15 protein-coding genes are annotated in these 17,045 nt (G+C 64.8%); 13 read left to right on the plus strand and 2 right to left on the minus strand.

Annotated elements, in window-relative coordinates:
* From M0208_RS04920 to M0208_RS04955, 8 genes are all read left to right on the plus strand, one after another.
* A complete protein-coding gene (locus M0208_RS04920; RefSeq protein WP_258890614.1) occupies positions 1 to 2,391 on the plus strand; it encodes a M10 family metallopeptidase C-terminal domain-containing protein in 2,391 nt (796 codons plus the stop codon).
* 287 nt (positions 2,392 to 2,678) lie between these two features.
* Entirely contained in the window at positions 2,679 to 3,677 is a 999-nt protein-coding gene (locus tag M0208_RS04925) for a PhoH family protein (RefSeq protein ID WP_258890615.1), read from the plus strand.
* Entirely contained in the window at positions 3,674 to 3,964 is a 291-nt protein-coding gene (locus tag M0208_RS04930) for a hypothetical protein (RefSeq protein WP_258890616.1), read from the plus strand. The genes M0208_RS04925 and M0208_RS04930 overlap by 4 nt, the downstream gene beginning before the upstream one ends.
* The gene (locus M0208_RS04935; protein WP_258890617.1) at positions 3,961 to 4,371 is read left to right on the plus strand and encodes a type II toxin-antitoxin system VapC family toxin; all 411 of its coding nucleotides are present in this window, start codon (positions 3,961 to 3,963) and stop codon (positions 4,369 to 4,371) included. Before M0208_RS04930 ends, M0208_RS04935 begins: the two co-directional genes overlap by 4 nt.
* On the plus strand, positions 4,368 to 4,874 hold the full coding sequence (ybeY, locus tag M0208_RS04940; RefSeq protein WP_258890618.1) for an rRNA maturation RNase YbeY: 507 nt from the start codon (positions 4,368 to 4,370) through the stop codon (positions 4,872 to 4,874). Before M0208_RS04935 ends, ybeY begins: the two co-directional genes overlap by 4 nt.
* 1 nt (position 4,875) lies before the next feature.
* Complete coding sequence (locus M0208_RS04945) at positions 4,876 to 5,781, plus strand: hemolysin family protein (RefSeq protein ID WP_258890619.1); 906 nt, start codon at positions 4,876 to 4,878, stop codon at positions 5,779 to 5,781.
* A gap of 118 nt (positions 5,782 to 5,899) precedes the next feature.
* Positions 5,900 to 8,119 (plus strand): catalase/peroxidase HPI, encoded by a 2,220-nt coding sequence (katG, locus tag M0208_RS04950; protein WP_309546980.1) that lies wholly within the window; start codon positions 5,900 to 5,902, stop codon positions 8,117 to 8,119.
* A 118-nt stretch (positions 8,120 to 8,237) separates the two neighbouring features.
* Positions 8,238 to 9,581, plus strand: coding sequence for a sorbosone dehydrogenase family protein (locus tag M0208_RS04955; RefSeq protein ID WP_258890620.1), 1,344 nt, complete (start codon positions 8,238 to 8,240; stop codon positions 9,579 to 9,581).
* A gap of 126 nt (positions 9,582 to 9,707) precedes the next feature.
* On the opposite strand, the gene M0208_RS04960 is transcribed toward M0208_RS04955, so the two are convergent.
* Positions 9,708 to 10,010 carry a polyhydroxyalkanoic acid system family protein gene (locus tag M0208_RS04960; RefSeq protein WP_258890621.1) on the minus strand — a complete coding sequence of 101 codons (303 nt, stop codon included), beginning with the start codon at positions 10,008 to 10,010 and terminating at the stop codon, positions 9,708 to 9,710.
* Entirely contained in the window at positions 10,007 to 10,438 is a 432-nt protein-coding gene (locus M0208_RS04965) for a VOC family protein (protein WP_258890622.1), read from the minus strand. The genes M0208_RS04960 and M0208_RS04965 overlap by 4 nt, the downstream gene beginning before the upstream one ends.
* Positions 10,439 to 10,604: 166 nt before the next feature.
* Between M0208_RS04965 and lnt the strand changes: the two genes are divergently transcribed.
* The 5 genes from lnt to M0208_RS04990 all read left to right on the plus strand — a co-directional run bounded on the left by lnt (position 10,605) and on the right by M0208_RS04990 (position 17,044).
* Entirely contained in the window at positions 10,605 to 12,182 is a 1,578-nt protein-coding gene (gene lnt, locus M0208_RS04970; protein WP_258890623.1) for an apolipoprotein N-acyltransferase, read from the plus strand.
* 41 nt (positions 12,183 to 12,223) lie between these two features.
* The gene (gene metK, locus M0208_RS04975) at positions 12,224 to 13,447 is read left to right on the plus strand and encodes a methionine adenosyltransferase (RefSeq protein ID WP_258890624.1); all 1,224 of its coding nucleotides are present in this window, start codon (positions 12,224 to 12,226) and stop codon (positions 13,445 to 13,447) included.
* Positions 13,448 to 14,078: 631 nt separating this feature from the next.
* On the plus strand, positions 14,079 to 14,759 hold the full coding sequence (locus M0208_RS04980; RefSeq protein ID WP_258890625.1) for a tRNA (guanosine(46)-N(7))-methyltransferase TrmB: 681 nt from the start codon (positions 14,079 to 14,081) through the stop codon (positions 14,757 to 14,759).
* Positions 14,760 to 14,887: 128 nt separating this feature from the next.
* Positions 14,888 to 16,096, plus strand: a complete 1,209-nt coding sequence (locus M0208_RS04985; RefSeq protein WP_258890626.1) for an integrase family protein — start codon at positions 14,888 to 14,890, stop codon at positions 16,094 to 16,096.
* A 321-nt stretch (positions 16,097 to 16,417) separates the two neighbouring features.
* Positions 16,418 to 17,044: a glutathione S-transferase family protein gene (locus M0208_RS04990; protein WP_258890627.1), complete on the plus strand. Its 627-nt coding sequence runs from the start codon at positions 16,418 to 16,420 to the stop codon at positions 17,042 to 17,044.
* The last annotated feature ends 1 nt before the right edge of the window (position 17,045 follow it).

Below are 17,045 nucleotides of genomic sequence, written 5' to 3' on the forward strand. Positions count from 1 at the left end.
ATGAACTCGATCGACGTAACCAATCTGGCATGTCAGTGTGCGTCATGCGCCGCCGGGGCGACGCATCATCTGGCGGGCAGCGACGAATGGACGCTCGCCGCGTCGCTCGATCCCGACGCCGGTGGCACCTATGCCAACAAGACGATCTGGGACGTCGACGCGATCTCCGACAACCTGAACCGCACCGGCCAGTCGTGGTACCTCAACAATTACGGCGAGCTGGACGACGGTGTCCTGAACTTCGGCTTCTGGTTGAACCAGCAGGAGATGGACAACAGCTATTACGTCAATGCGACGGGTACGAGCGCGTTCAGCGAAGTGTTCAACTTCAGCGCGTTCACCGGGGCGCAGGCCGATCTGGCGCGCGACAGCATCAAATTGTGGGATGACCTGATCAACATCTCGCTGCGCGAAACGAAGTCGGCCAACGCCGACATCACGTTCGGCAACACGAACACCGGCGGCGCGCAGGCCTACGCATACCTGCCGTTCGGTGACGTGTATGACGACGCTTACTCGGCTTTCTACGATTTCGACGAAATCGGTCGTCTGGGCGGCGACGTGTGGATCGATGGCGGCGTGGCATCGAATTTCTTCCCGATCGCCGACAGCTATTATTCGAAGACTACGATGGTCCACGAACTGGGCCATGCGCTGGGTTTGAGCCATCCGGGCGACTATAACGCGACCGACGACAACGACGGCGACGGCGTGCCCGATCCGATCACCTATGCGAACGACGCGTATTTCGCGCAGGATTCGCTGCAATATTCGATCATGAGCTATTTCGACGCTTACGAGACGGGCGCGCAGCATGTCGACTTCACGCTGCTGAACTTCGCTTATGCCGCGACCCCGCTGGTGCACGACATTGCGGCGATCCAGGCGATCTATGGTGCGGACATGACCACGCGCACCGGCGATACGGTTTACGGCTTCAATTCGACCGCCGGTCGTTCGGCGTACGATTTCACGGTCAACACGCGGCCGATCGTCTCGATCTGGGACGCGGGCGGCAACGACACGCTCGATTTCTCGGGCTGGAATACGCCGTCGCTGATCAACTTGAACGCAGGGTCGTTCTCGTCGGGCGGCGGGACCGAGAAGTTCCTGACGCTGGAAGAGGTCAACGCGAACCGCGCGGCGCTCGGCTTTGCGGCGCGTTCGCAGGCGACGTTCGATTTCTACGAAGACCTGAAGGCGCAACTCGGGCTGACCAATGGCCTGTTCAAGGACAACATCTCGATCGCCTATGGCGTCACGGTCGAGAATGCGGTCGGCGGCGGCGGTGACGATTTCATCATCGCCAACGAAGTCGCCAACCGCATCGATGGCGGCGCGGGCAGCGACACGGTCAGCTACGAAACCGCAACCGCGGGCGTACGCGCCAGCCTGGTGACCGGTCGCGCGACCGGCGCGTCGGGCAACGACACGCTGATCAGCATCGAGAACCTCGTCGGCTCCGATTTCGCCGACACGCTCGCCGGCAACAGCGGCAAGAACGTGATCGAAGGCGGATTGGGCAACGATCGTCTCAGCGGTGGCGGAGGGCGGGACTTGTTCGTGTTCCACACCAACGACGCCACCGGGGTCGACCGGATCGAGGATTTCTCGGCCGACGACTTCATCGCGGTCGACAAACGCCTGCTCGATCCGAACCGTGACGGCATCATCAATCCCGCCGCCAACGGCACGCTTTCGCTGGACCGCAGCGATGGCGACCGGGTCGCACTGGTCGGGACCGACACCTCGTTCGGGCTATCGTATCTCGGCGAACAGGACGGCTTGTTCTATTACGGCAATCGCGCCAGCGCGCCGGTGGCCGGCGATCGGCAGCACCTGGCGATCAGCACGGCCAGTGACGACAATCTGGCCAGCACGCGCGATGCGGCAGTGAGCGACATCTTCTTCTTCGACACCGGTGCGCCCGTGCCGACCGGAGACGATCGACTGACGGTGACCGCGCGTGACCTGATCGTCACCACCAGCGCGCTTGGTTCGCTGACGCTCGACAGCGATGGCGTGCTCGACCTGCCGAACGGCACCGCGACGATCCGTATCGCGCCGTCGCTGGGCAATACGTTCGAGTTCGACGGCACCGTCGTCAACGGCGGCACGACCTACTACGTCTATAGCGTCGAGGGTTCCTCGGTGGGTGTCGCCGACGTCGACTTCGGTCGCGGCGCATCGGTCGCACGCACTCCGGCCGCGGGTATCCTTTCGCCCGACGTCCTCGGCGTGCCGAACGCATTTGCCGGTGAAGCAGGCGCTTCGTCGTTGGCGGCGGCCTTCGTATCGAGCGGTTCGTCTGCGCCGACGATGACGATGATGCACACCGGCCATTTCTTCGCACCGGATGTGCTGACGCAGATCGACACCGCGATCTTCTGAACGACGACGAGCAAGGGAAAAGGGGCGCCGGGTTCGGTGCCCCTTTTTTTGTCCGGCGCAGATTTCCTCCCGCCCGTGGCGGCAGGTGCGGCATCGGCGCAACGGCCCGCGACTTTCCCGTGACCTGCCCGAGAATTCGCTGTTCGCACGCCGCGTAACGCTGCAGGATCAGCACGGATGCGATGCCGGATCGACCATCGACGGAAAAGCGACATCACCGCGCTTTGCGGTCGTCAGGCTCGTCGCCGTACCCGCCGCCGCGCCGAACCCCAGCCGACAGGAGCCGCATGAGCCGCAAACCCGTCCCCGCTCAATCGGGCGATCGCGCCCGCGTCGAACTGCTGTTCGACAAGCCGCAGTTGCTCGCGCAGTTGTTCGGTCAGTATGACCAGCATCTGGTCGCGCTGGAAAACAGGCTGGGCGTGTACATCACTGCGCGCGGCAACCGCATCGGGCTGGAGGGGACCGCCGAACAGGTGGCGCTGGCGCGCGACGTGCTGAACGACCTCTATCAACGTATCCAGCGCGGCGAAGAGGTCGACACCGGCCTGGTCGACGCGTCGATCGCGATGGCCGCCGAACCGACGCTGGACGGGATCATCAACGCCGAACGCGGCCCCGCGCCGGCGATCATGATCCGCACGCGCAAGAAGACGATCGTCCCGCGTACGCCCGCACAGGCGCACTACATGCGCGAACTGACCTCGCACGAAATGATCTTCGCGCTGGGACCGGCGGGTACCGGCAAGACCTATATCGCGGTCGCGCAGGCGGTGGCGCAACTGATCACCGGCAGCGTCCAGCGGCTGATCCTCTCGCGCCCCGCGGTCGAGGCCGGCGAGAAGCTGGGCTTCCTGCCGGGCGACATGAAGGAAAAGGTCGATCCGTATCTTCGCCCGCTGTACGATGCGCTGCACGACTGCCTGCCCGCCGAACAGGTCGAGCGGCGGATCGCCAGCGGCGAGATCGAGATCGCGCCGATCGCGTTCATGCGCGGTCGGACGCTGGCCGACGCGTTCGTGATCCTGGACGAGGCGCAGAATACCACCCCGGCGCAGATGAAGATGTTCCTCACCCGCTTCGGCCAGAACAGCCGGATGGTGATCTGCGGCGACCCGAAGCAGACTGATCTGCCCGGCGGGGTCGGCGCATCGGGCCTGGCCGATGCGACGACGCGACTTGAGGGGGTGGAGGGCATCTCGCTCTGCCGCTTCACCGCGGGCGACGTGGTGCGTCATCCAATTGTCGGGCGGATCGTGGAGGCGTATGAGGGGACCGAGCCATGAACGCGCCCCTGCCCCCTCCGACCCGCGCCGAACAGCAGGCGCTCTCCGCTCCTTTTCTCATCGAGGATGAAGAACTCGTACGGGCGATCGCGCGACTTGCCGACGAACGGGGAACGCCGATGCACGAGATCGTTGCGTTGGCGATCGCCGACTACGCGCATCGTCATTCGCTAGCGTCGCCTGCCCCCGAGTGGTTGCGGCGGTTCTGGAACGAGCACCCGATGCCATTGCCGTCCGGACTTAAGGCGGACAAGCGCTTCTATGATTCGCTCAACGACGAGGAATGACGCTTTTCGTCGATGCCTCCGCGCTGGTGGCCATAATAGCACGCGAACCTGAAGCACGACATTTCGCGGACCGAATCGGGTGGAAGGAAGATCGGTTCACTTCCCCCGTCGCGATCTGGGAAACCGTCCGCGCCGTCGCGCGCGTGCGCGATCTCGAATGGGACGAAGCGCGCGCCCTGGTAGCCGATTTCCTGCGCGACGCGAAAATCCAGGTGATGGCTATCGGCTCGCGCGAAGCGGAACTTTCGCTCGATGCGCATCAGAAATTTGGCAAAGGCGTGCACGCGGCGGCGCTGAACATGCGCGACTGTTTCGCCTATGCGTGCGCCAAGACGGCGGGCGGCGTGATCCTTTTCAAGGGCGACGATTTCGCAGAGACCGATCTGAAGGACGCGACGCTGACATGATCCACATCGAATTGACCCGCGAAGAGCCGTGGCCGGACGGCGATTGGGAAGCGCTTGCCACCTCGGCGGCACGCGCCGCGATCGCGCAGACCCCGCATGGTGCGTTGCTCACCACCGCGGCGATCGTGGAGATCAGCGTGCGGCTGACCAACGACGACGAGGTTCATACGCTTAACCAGCAATACCGGCAGAGGGACAAGCCGACCAACGTGCTGTCCTTCCCGATGGTGCAGTCCGATCTTATCGCCACCGTCAGCCAGAATAGCGACGACGGGGAGGTATTGCTGGGCGACATCGTCATGGCGCACGGGGTATGCACAGTCGAGGCGGCCGAGCGGGGAATCCCGATCGCGCAGCACGCCACGCACCTGCTGGTGCACGGCACGCTGCATCTGCTAGGCTACGACCATCTGAACGACGATGAGGGGGATGCGATGGAGGCGATCGAGCGGGACGCGCTGGCCGTTCTCGGCATCGCCGATCCCTATGCGATAGAGGACTGATGTGTCGGAAGACCGAAGTACCGCCGGCAACGGCGACTCCCATGAAAGCGGCATCTGGCGCGGGTTGAAGACCCTGATCTTCGGCGAACAACATGACGAGACGTTGCGGGGGCAACTGGAAGAGGCGATCGACCGGCACGAAGGCGATCCGACCCCCGATGCGAAAGGCGACCTGACCCCGCTCGAGCGGCAGATGGTGCGCAACCTGCTCCATTTCAGCGAACGCGATGCGGGCGATGTCGGCGTGCCGCGCGCGGACATCATCGCGGTGGAGGAAAAGACCAGCTTCGCCGAGGTCGTGGCGGTGCTGGCGGATGCGGGCGTCAGCCGCCTGCCGGTCTATCGCGAGCGACTGGATACGATCATCGGCATGGTCCACATCAAGGACGTGTTTGCGATCCTGGCCGCCGACGCGCCGCCGCCGACCGACATCGCCGCGCTGATCCGTCAGCCGCTGTTCGTGCCGATGTCACGCGGCGCGCTCGATCTGCTGGCCGACATGCGCCAGACGCGCGTCCATCTGGCGGTGGTGCTCGACGAATATTCGGGTACCGAAGGCCTAGTCACGATCGAGGATCTGATCGAGGAAATCGTCGGCGAGATCGAGGACGAGCATGACGAAGCGCCGGAAATCCTGCTGATCCCGCTGGACGGCGGCGCGTGGGAGGTGGACGCGCGCGCCGAGCTGGAGGACGTCGGCGAGACGGTCGATGCGCGGCTCGCGGTCGCGGACAGCGACGTCGACACGATCGGCGGGCTGACCGCGGTGCTGGCGGGGCGTGTGCCGGAGGCGGGCGATTGCATCGATCACCCGAGCGGCTGGCGGATTGAGGTGATCGACGCCGACGAACGCCGCATCAACCGTCTGCGACTGCACCCGCCCAGGCCCGAACCCGAGGGCGACTGACCGCCCATCGCAATTATCACCCGTTCGATCACTGCGCGCGGACTAATCCATTTCATCACTGACAACCGCCGTGGCATAAGAGCCGCGAGATTCAGACACGCATAAAATTGGAGATGGTATGAACGTCGAAGCCCAGTGCCCGATGAGCGGCGGGAAGATGGACGGGGCCGCGGTCCTGTTCGACATGACCAACCGGACCTGGTGGCCGAACCAGCTCGACATCTCGGTCCTGCATCAGAACCCTCCGGCGGGAGATCCGATGATCCCGGAATTCGACTATGCCGATGAATTCAAGTCGCTCGATCTGGCCGCGGTGAAGGCGGACATCACCGCGCTGATGACCGAATCGCAGGATTGGTGGCCGGCCGATTTCGGCCATTACGGCCCGCTGTTCATCCGCATGGCGTGGCACGCCGCAGGGACGTATCGGATCGGTGACGGCCGCGGCGGTGCGGGCGCAGGACAGCAGCGTTTCGCACCGCTTAACAGCTGGCCCGACAACGCCAACCTCGACAAGGCGCGGATGCTGCTGTGGCCGATCAAGCAGAAGTACGGCCGCAAGATTTCGTGGGCCGATTTGCTGGTGCTGACCGGCAACGTCGCGCTCGAATCGATGGGCTTCCAGACCGCGGGCTTCGGCGGCGGTCGGGCCGACGTGTGGGAACCCGCAACCGACGTGAACTGGGGTGCGGAGCGCGAATGGCTGGGCGACGAGCGCTACAGCGGCGACCGCGATCTCGCGCATCCGCTGGCGGCGGTCCAGATGGGCCTGATCTACGTGAACCCGGAGGGGCCGAACGGCAGCGCCGATCCGGTCGCCGCGGCGCGCGACATCCGTGAGACGTTCGCGCGGATGGCGATGAACGACGAGGAGACGGTCGCGCTGATCGCGGGCGGCCACACCTTCGGCAAGACCCACGGCGCCGCCCCGCCCGACGATCACGTCGGCCCCGAGCCCGAGGGTGCGGGTATCGAGCTGCAGGCGCTGGGCTGGGCGAACAGCTTCGGCAGCGGCAATGCCGGCGACACGATCACCAGCGGGCTGGAGGTCACCTGGACGCAGGAGCCGACGAAATGGACCAACCTGTATTTCGACAATCTGTTCGGGCATGAGTGGGAACTGACGACCAGCCCCGCAGGCGCGAAGCAGTGGGTCGCGGTCGGCGCGGCGGAGGACGTCCCCGACGCGCACGACCCGTCGAAGAAGCATCGCCCGACGATGCTGACGACTGACCTCTCGCTGCGGCTCGATCCCGAATATGAGAAGATTTCGCGCCGCTTCCATCAGAATCCGGACCAGTTCGCCAAGGCATTCGCGGAGGCGTGGTACAAATTGACACACCGCGACATGGGGCCGCTCGTCCGCCTGCTCGGCCCCGAGGTTCCGGCCGAACCGCGCATCTGGCAGGATCCGGTTCCCGCCGCCGATCACGCGACGATCGACGACGCGGATGCGGCGGCGCTGAAGGCGAAGATCCTCGATTCCGGCCTGTCGATATCGCGGCTGGTGAAGACGGCGTGGGCGTCGGCCTCCACCTTCCGCGGCAGCGACAAGCGCGGCGGCGCGAACGGTGCGCGCATCCGGCTCGCCCCGCAAAAGGACTGGGCGGTCAACGAGCCGGCCGAACTGGCGGCGGCGTTGGCGACGCTGGAGGGCATCCAGCGCGACTTCAACGCGGGCGGCAAGACGGTGTCGCTCGCCGACCTGATCGTGCTCGGCGGCAATGCGGCGATCGAGGCGGCGGCGAAGAAGGCCGGCCACGACGTGACCGTCCCGTTCACCCCGGGCCGCACCGACGCCACCGCGGAGCAGACCGATGCCGATTCGTTCGAGCCGCTGCAGCCCAAGACGGACGGTTTCCGCAACTACGTCGGCGAATCGTCGGTCTATTCGGCGGAGGAACTGCTGGTCGATCGTGCGCACCTGCTGACGCTCAACGCGCCGGAGATGACCGTGCTGTTCGGCGGGTTGCGCGTGCTGGGCGCCAACCACAATGATTCGGCGCACGGCGTGTTCACCGACCGTCTCGGCACGCTCAGCAACGATTTCTTCCGCAACCTGCTGACCACCAGCATCACGATGCGGTGGGAAGCGTCGCCGACCGACGAGGGCGTGTTCGTCGCACGCGATCGTCGCACCGGCGAACAGAAATGGACCGGCAGCCGCGTCGACCTGATCTTCGGATCGAATTCGCAGCTGCGCGCGCTGGCCGAGGCCTATGCCACCGACGATGCCGAACCTGCGTTCGTCGATGCCTTTGTAAAGGCGTGGACGAAGGTGATGGACGCCGATCGCTTCGAACTTCCCAAGACGAAGAACGAACCCGCCTTCGTCTGACACGTCGTTCCCCGCGGCGCGCACCCTCCCCCCTTGGCGCGCCGCAAACTTCTCCCCCCGATGCTCCGGCGTCGGGGGGAGGATTGTTTTGGGGCCGCCTCGCCCCTACCGTCGCGTCATGCGTAAACACATCCTGATCGTCCTCGGCCTGATCACTCTCGCGGGCGTCGTCATCTTCGTGTGGCTCGGCTGGCCCGACAAGGCGAAGGTCGATTTCGCCGCGGTCACCGGCGCACGGCCCAGCATCACCGCACCCCGCAGTCAGATGATCCCGACCATCAAGGTCGCCGATGTCGTCGGCTGGCAGAATGGCGCGAAGCCGATCCCCGCGGCGGGCCTGACGGTTCAGCCGTTCGCCGCCGGACTCGATCACCCGCGCTGGCTTTACCGCCTGCCCAACGGCGACGTGCTGGTCGCGGAAAGCAATTCCCCGCCGCGCAAGGCCGGCGGCATCACTGGCGCGGTGATGAAGTGGTTGATGGGCAAGGCGGGCGCGGGCGTGCCGTCCGCCAACCGCATCACCCTGCTGCGCGACGCCGATGGCGACGGCGTGGCCGAACAGCGCTCGGTGTTCATGACGGGCCTCAATTCGCCGTTCGGGATGACGCTGTTCCAGGGCCAGCTCTACATCGGCAATACCGACGCGCTGGTCCGCGTGCCGTACAAAGATGGCATGACGAAGATCACCGCCAAGCCAGAAACGGTCGTGAAGCTGCCCGGCGGCGGCAATCACTGGGCGCGCAACGTGATCGCGGGCGAAGACGGGCGGACGCTGTACGTATCGGTCGGATCGTCGTCGAACATCGCCGAAAACGGCTTTGACGCCGAACGCAATCGCGCGACGATCCTGCAGGTGTGGCCGAAGGAGAAAACCTTCCGCGTCTATGCCGCCGGGGTGCGCAACGCGAACGGCATGGCGCTGAATCCGACGACCAAGCAGCTTTGGACCGTGGTGAACGAACGCGACATGCTCGGGTCCGATATCGTCCCCGACTATCTGACCGCAGTGGAACTGGGCGATCACTTCGGCTGGCCGTGGTATTATTGGGGCGGCTATCCCGACAAGCGCGTCGAGCCCGCCAACCCGCAATTGCAGCAATATTCGAAGCGCCCCGACTACGCGCTGGGGCCGCACGTCGCGGCGCTGGGGCTGACGTTTGCTGACGGCCTGAAGCTGGGCGGACGGTTCGCTAGCGGTGCATTCATCGGAGAACACGGGTCGTGGAACCGCGTGCCGGTGTCGGGGTACAAGGTGGTGTACGTGCCATTCGACGCCAGCGGGTGGCCGACGAAGGGCGCAAAGCCGATCGACGTGCTGACCGGGTTCCTGAATGCGGACGGCAAGGCGCAGGGCCGCCCGGTCGGGGTGATCGCGGACAAGACGGGCGCGCTGCTGGTGGCGGACGATGTGGGGAACGTGATCTGGCGGGTCAGCACGGGCGCGAAGGTGGCGGCGCGGTAAAAGGACGGGAATAGGATACCGCCGCGGCAAAGCCGCGTCGTCGGACGCGCCGGCCATCACTGGCCGGCTCGCCGTCCCAGCTTGGCCGTCTCGCGCGCAGCTTTGCTGCGCACGTGCGGCTTGGCGCTACTCCAGCAGTTTCGGCCCTTCGCGCTGCAACTTCGCGCGGATCTTGTCCGCGAACAGCGCCATGAACTGCGGCAGGTCGAACATCGCGTGGACGTTCGCATCTTGCACGTCGAGCCGCGCCGAGACGCGCTGCCCCAGCCCTTCGACTGTGAAATCCAGCGTATCGCCGGTCCAGTGATGCGCGGTCACCGAACCGCCGGGGACGAAATCGGCGAGCTTGCCGAACCCCTCCCCGATCCGCCGCTTCGCCTCTGCCCGGCCCAGCTTGTGCGGCAGGTCTACTTCGATCGGTACGCTCATGCCGCACTCTCCGTGGCGAACAATCGGGAATCGTCTGCGAACGCCTTGAATTCCAGCGCGTTCCCCGACGGGTCGCGGAAGAACATCGTCGCCTGTTCGCCCGTCTGGCCCTTGAACCGGATGTGCGGGGCGATGCCGAAGCCCACACCGGCTGCTTCCACGCGGTCCGCCAGCGCCTGCCAGTCGTGCATCGTCAGCACGATGCCGAAATGCGGTACGGGCACGTCGTGGCCGTCGACCGGATTGGTGACGCCCGCTGGTTTCGCAGCGGGATCGAGATGCGCGACAATCTGATGACCGTGGAAGTCGAAGTCGATCCAATGGTCGCTGCTCCGACCCTCGCGGCAATCGAGGATGCCGCCGTAGAATGCGCGCGCGGCGGCGAGATCATGAACCGGGAAGGCGAGGTGGAACGGGCGGAGTGTCATGCAGACGTGATACACCGTTCCTGAAGGTCCGTCACGCCCTATGCGCCGAACCTAATTCCACCCCGGCGAAGGCCGGGGTCCAGTTTCGACCTCTCATCGGGTGCGCGAATCGCTCACCATCAAGCGCGGTATACCTGGGCCCCGGCTTTCGCCGGGGTGGGCTGACATGCGGCGACTTGTTCCCGCAACGCGCCCACGGCAAGGAGCGAAAGTGTCGATCGTAACCCGCTATCCAGCCCTCGCCGCCGTTCTCATCGGCGCCGCCGCCGCGTGCGGCTTCGCGCCGCTCGAATTGTGGCCCCTCACGCTCATCGCCGTTGCCGCGTTGCTGTGGCTGATCCACGATGCGCCGACGCTGAAGCAGGCGCTGTGGCGTGGGTGGGCGTTCGGGGTCGGACATTTCACGATCAACGACAACTGGTTCCAGCATTCGTTCGAGTTCCAGGACAAGATGCCGCCCGCGCTCGGCTATTTCGCACCGTTCGCGCTGGCGCTGTACCTCGCGGTCTATCCCGCGATCGGGGCGGGGCTGGCGTGGCGTTTTCGCGGACGGACACCCGACGCGGCGTATGTCCTCACCTCCGCCGCGGCGTGGATCGCGACCGAATGGCTGCGCTCCACGCTGTTCACGGGTTACGCGTGGGATCCGCTCGGCGTGATCTGGCTGCCGGTGCTTGGCGTCGCGCGACTGTCGACCATTGTCGGCACTTACGGCCTGTCGGGGCTGACGATCGTCGCGAGCGGCGCGTTGCTGCTGCTGGCGAACAGGCGCTGGACCCTGCCCGCGATCAGCGCCGCCGTCGCCGTGATCGCCGCGATCGCGCTGGGCGGCGACCGCACGCCGCCGTCCGACCCCGCACTCCGCCTGCGCGTCGTCCAGCCCAACGTCAGCCAGGATCAGCGCGGCGAAAGCGACGGCGAATTGCTGCTCGCCAAGATGTCGGCGCTGTCGGGCAGACCCGGCCCCGTCCCGCGTCTGATCCTGTGGCCCGAGGGCGTCGTGCGGGACTATATCGAGGACGGTTATCCGGCCTACTCCTATGGCGGGGTCAGCCCGCGGCTGATCCGCTGGCGCATGGCGTCGCTGCTCGGCCCGCGCGACCGGCTGATGACCGGCGGCACGACGCTGCAGTTCGATGCGAAGCTCGACGCGGTCAGCGCGACCAACGCGGTGTTCGCGGTCGATCCCCAGTCGAAGATCGTCGGCCGCTACGACAAGGCGCATCTGGTGCCATACGGCGAATATCTGCCGATGCCGTGGCTGCTCAAACCGCTCGGCCTCGCCCGCCTCGTTCCCGGCGATTTCGATTTCATTCCGGGGCCGGGTCCGCGTGCGATCCCTCTCCCCGGCTTCGGCGCGATCGGGGTGCAGACCTGTTACGAGATCATCTTCTCGGGCGAAGTCGTGGACGAGGCGCGTCGCCCACGGATCATCTTCAACCCGTCGAACGACGCGTGGTTCGGCACGTGGGGGCCACCGCAGCATCTGGCGCAGGCGCGGATGCGCGCGATTGAGGAAGGGCTGCCGATCGTCCGCGCGACGCCCAACGGCATCTCCGCGGTGATCGCAGCCGACGGCCGCCTGCTCGCCACCATCCCGCACAAGACCGCGGGCGCGATCGACATCGCAATGCCCCAGCCGCTGCCCCCGACATTATTCTCGCGTCTCGGCAATTTGGCGGCGGCGATCGTCGCGCTATTGCTGCTCGCCGTGGCGGTTGCCATCCGGCGGCGCGCCCGGTAAGGCTGATATAAAGCTTTCTTTATATCAGCTGCGGAGTTTTCATGCGCAAGTCGTTCCTGTTCACCAGCGAATCGGTTTCCGAAGGCCATCCCGACAAGGTCGCCGACCAGATCAGCGATTCGATCGTCGACCTGTTTCTCGGCAAAGACGCGCAGGCGCGCATCGCGTGCGAGACGCTGACGACCACCAACAAGGTCGTCATCGCTGGCGAAATCCGTGGTGAAGGCATCATGGACACCGCAGGCAATTGGGCGCCCGGCGTCGAGGCCGAGATCGAGAAAGCGGTGCGCGATACCGTGAAGCGGATCGGCTACGAACAGGACGGATTCCACTGGGAAACCTTCGATTTCTCGAACAACCTCCACCCGCAATCGGCCCATATCGCGATGGGCGTCGACGAGAGCGGCAACAAGGATGAGGGCGCGGGCGATCAGGGCATCATGTTCGGCTATGCGACCGACGAGACGCCCGGCCTGATGCCCGCGACGCTATACTACAGCCACAAGATTCTTGAGCGGCTGGCCGCGGATCGCCATTCGGGCGCGGCCCCGTTCCTCGAGCCCGACGCCAAGAGCCAGGTCACGCTGCAGTACGAAAACGAAGTACCGGTCCGCGCGACCGCCTTGGTGGTTTCGACCCAGCACGCCGCGGGTTATTGCGAAAAGGGCGACAACGCCGACCCCGCGAAATACGCCGTGCTGCGCGACTACGTGATGGAGGCTTTCCGCGACATCCTCCCCCACGGCTTCATCACCGACGAAACGAAGGTGTACATCAACCCGACCGGCCAGTTCGAGATCGGCGGGCCGGATGGCGACGCGGGCCTGACCGGGCGGAAAATCATCGTGGATACCTATGGCGGCGCGGCCCCGCACGGCGGCGGCGCGTTCAGCGGCAAGGATCCGACGAAGGTCGATCGCTCGGCTGCGTACGTCGCGCGCTATCTGGCGAAGAATGTCGTCGCGGCGGGCCTCGCGCGGCGCTGCACGATCCAGCTGAGCTACGCGATCGGCATCGCCGAGCCGCTGTCGGTCTACGTCGACACGCACGGCACCGGCACGGTCGACGAAGCGACGCTGGAGACGGTGCTGCCGCAGCTCGTCCGCCTGACCCCCAAGGGCATCCGCGAACATTTGAAGCTGAACGCCCCGATCTACGCCAAGACCGCTGCCTACGGTCACTTCGGGCGCGAGCCGGAAGGCGATCTGTTCACGTGGGAAAAGACCGATCTGGTCGACAAGCTGAAGGCAGCCGTCGCCGCCTGAACCCAACCGCTTGCGGCGACCAAGAATCCTGCCGGTGCACCGGTGCACGGGTGCACCGGCGGGATTTCTGTCTCGATCGTCTCACTGTCAAAGGCCGTTGTTGGTGGTTAGCTGCCCTTCCGTGGCTCTCGTAGCGAAGTATACCTCTCCGGCATTGATTGAGAACGATAGCGCCCCCCGGGCCGGTAAGGGGGCAGCAGATCAACCAATCTGAAAAGCGACCGGATCATCAAGCGATAGAACAGGAAATCGGCGGCCAGCAGCATGACGAGAACAGCCGCACCGATCGTGATCACAACCGCCGTGCTCAAGCTTGCTCTCCTACTACGAGTCCCTACATACCGTTAGATCGTAAGGACTGCTATAGGGCGTTCCCAGCCGCGGACCCGCCACTTTCCTACAGACTGGCGCCCGTGTTATCTCGCACGGAATGCTAGCTTTTGCGCTGTTTCACATTGTCGGTCAGGATCACTCGGAGGACACGTTTCGTGTGAACTTGTGTGAACTTTGGAAGAATCCGGGTGCACATTCGGCCGGGATTTAGGCCAAGCCGACGAGCGGTTGAACGTCGCGGTCCCGAACGTGGTCGACCCGGTTTCGCCCGGCGCAGAAAGTCCCTAGAGCGCGGTCGATGAACGATCCGACGACGATCCGCCGCCTGTATGGCCGGCGACAGGGCCATGCGTTGCGACAGGGGCAGGCTGCGCTGGTCGAGGATCTGTTACCGCGTGTGTCGGTACCCGAAACCGGCGCGCTCGACGCTGCCGTGCTATTCGGCGACGATCGCCCGCTGCAGGTCGAGATCGGCTTCGGCGCGGGCGAACATCTTGCGGGGCAGGCCGCGGCGCATCCCGGCACCGGCTTCATCGGCTGCGAACCGTTCCTGAACGGCGTGGTCGGCGCGCTCGGGCATATCCGCGATGGCGACCTGTCCAACGTCCGTCTGCATATGGGCGATGCGCTGGAGGTGCTCGAGCGCCTGCCCGACGCCAGCCTGTCGCGCGTGTATCTGCTCCACCCCGATCCGTGGCCGAAGGCGCGTCATGCGAAACGCCGGATGGTCAACCACGGCCCGCTCGATCTGATCGCGGCAAAGCTGAAACCGGGAACCGAGTTCCGGCTCGGCACCGACGACCCGACCTATTGCCGCTGGGCGATGATGATCATGGGCGAGCGCGACGATTTCGTGTGGCAGGCCACGTGCGCGCAGGATTTCCTCACCCGCCCCGCCGACTGGCCCGAAACGCGCTACGAACGGAAAGCGCGGCGGCACGGGCATGAGGTCTGGTACTTCCGATACCTGCGGATTTAGGCCAATGGCTTAGCGTTCAATTTCAATCTATATCAATAACTTACGCCGAAACGCGCCGCCGCCTGCCGCCGCCCGTTTCCGCTTCGGTGATTGCTGGGTGATTACTTTTCTGGTACATGAGGTTCGTCATGGCCACCGGAAAAATCACCAAGCGGACCCTCGACGCGCTTCAGGCAGGCACCGTTACCGGCTTCCTCTGGGATGACGAACTGAAGGGGTTCGGGCTGAAGATGAGTGCGGGCGGCTCGGCGTCCTACGTCGTCCAGTATCGCATGGGCGGACGGGAGGCGAAAACACGTCGCTACACGATCGGCGGGCATGGCTCGCCTTGGACGCCCTTCACCGCTCGCGAGGAAGCGACAAGGCTCCTTCGCCTCGTCGATCAGGGCATCGACCCGGTCGAATCTGATAAGCAGCGACGCCGCGAGGCTGTCGATCTGGCGTTTTCAAACTACGCCGATCGGTTTGCAGCGAGCTGCAAGGGCAAAGGATGGTCGATGCTCGTAGCTCGATCGCTGCAACTCCACGTCAAGCCGGTGCTAAGGGACAAGGCCCTCCCCGCTATCACTCGTATCGACGTCGTTGCCGTCTTCGATCGCATGCCGCGTGAGCAGGCAGCCAATCGCCGCAACGTCTTCGCCGTGGTGAGGCGCCTGTTTCGATGGGCAGTGAGCCGCGGCGACATTGATAGAAGTCCGATGGAGGGGATGGAGACGCCAAAAGCGGTCAAGGCTCGCGAACGGTGGCTGAGCGATAGCGAGTTGGCGAGGGTTTGGATGCAGGCGCCGGAGTGCCATCGATGCTTCGGACCGATCGTTCGGCTGCTGATTGTCACCGGCCAGCGCCGAGAGGAGATCAGTGGTCTTCACTGGCAGGAACTGGACCGGGCGGAGCGCGAAATGCGGCTGTCAGGCGATCGAACCAAAAATGGCGAGCCGACGACCATCCCTCTCAACAATCTTGCTATCGCTGAGCTCGATGATGTGGCCGGTGATGAAAAGTGGCCAAGTCGCGGCCGTGTGTTTCCGACCGCCACAGGTGCCGCGTTCACTGCACATGCCAAGGGCAAAGCTAAGCTCGACAAGCTAATCTCAAAAGACGGGGGCAACCTTATGTTGCCGTGGCGTCTCCATGACCTCAGGCGGACGCTCGCCACAGGATTTCAGAGGCTTGGAGTTCGGTTTGAGGTGACCGAAGCGGTGCTCAACCATGTCGGTGGTTCGCGGTCAGGGGTGGCAGGGATCTATCAGCGTCACGACTGGAAACCTGAAAAGCGTGAAGCGCTATCGATTTGGAACGATCACCTGTCCCGCGCCATCGAGTCAGCTCGAAAGTAGCCCGACATAAGTCCGTAAGCTGGTCGCGAGTCGCGTTCTAGCAGCGCCCCGCGCGACTTCAGTTCGAATCCTTCCGGGCTCCCCACACAGGATAAACATAACGAATATGTGTCGCCGTTTGTACTACCATAGCGCCGCATCCCAATGCCGCTCTTTGCACGGTCGTGCCTCTTGGCGTCTATTCCGCTACGATCATGTGAGAACCTAAAACCCCGACGTTGCCGGCGTTCTCGATACGAGAACGATGTGTTCACACGGTCGCCGCCGACGCGCTCTCCACGGCTTGCTAGGCTTGCGGGACAGAAGATCGGGAGATGATCGATGAACACGCTCTATTACGCGCCGGGCGCTTGCTCGCTGTCGGTCCATATCGTCCTCGAATGGTTGGGCGAGCCCTATGAGGCGGTGCGGGTCAATCCGTCCGACCCGGAATATCAAAAACTCAACCCGGCTGGCCAGGTCCCCGCGCTCGACACAGGTGACGGCGCCCCGCTGACGCAATGTTCGGCGATCCTCGGCTATTTGGCGCACACCCACCCCGATGCCGGGCTTGCGGGAGACGAAACGCCGCTCGGTCAAGCCTATCTCGGGCGCTGGTCGGCATTCTTCACCGGCGACGTCCACCCGGCGTTCTTCCCCGTGTTCATGCCCCAGCGCTATACGACGGCCGACGACGAAGCCTCGCTCGCCAAAGTGCGCGAGGCCGGAACCGCGCTCGTCCGCAAACGGCTCGATCTGCTTCAAGCGCATCTCGACGGCCGCACGCATATCGTCGGCGACACCCGAACCTATGTTGACGCCTACTCGGTGCCGATGATCCGCTGGGCGTCCTCGATTCTTCCAGGGGGTCTTGCCGATTGGCCAGCGGTCAAATCCCATCATGAACGGATGCTCGCGGACCCCGGAGTCGAGCGGGCAATGCGCGACGAGGGGCTGATCGAAAGCTGAC

It is taken from the genome of Sphingomonas sp. SUN019, assembly GCF_024758705.1.
GTDB lineage: Bacteria > Pseudomonadota > Alphaproteobacteria > Sphingomonadales > Sphingomonadaceae > Sphingomonas.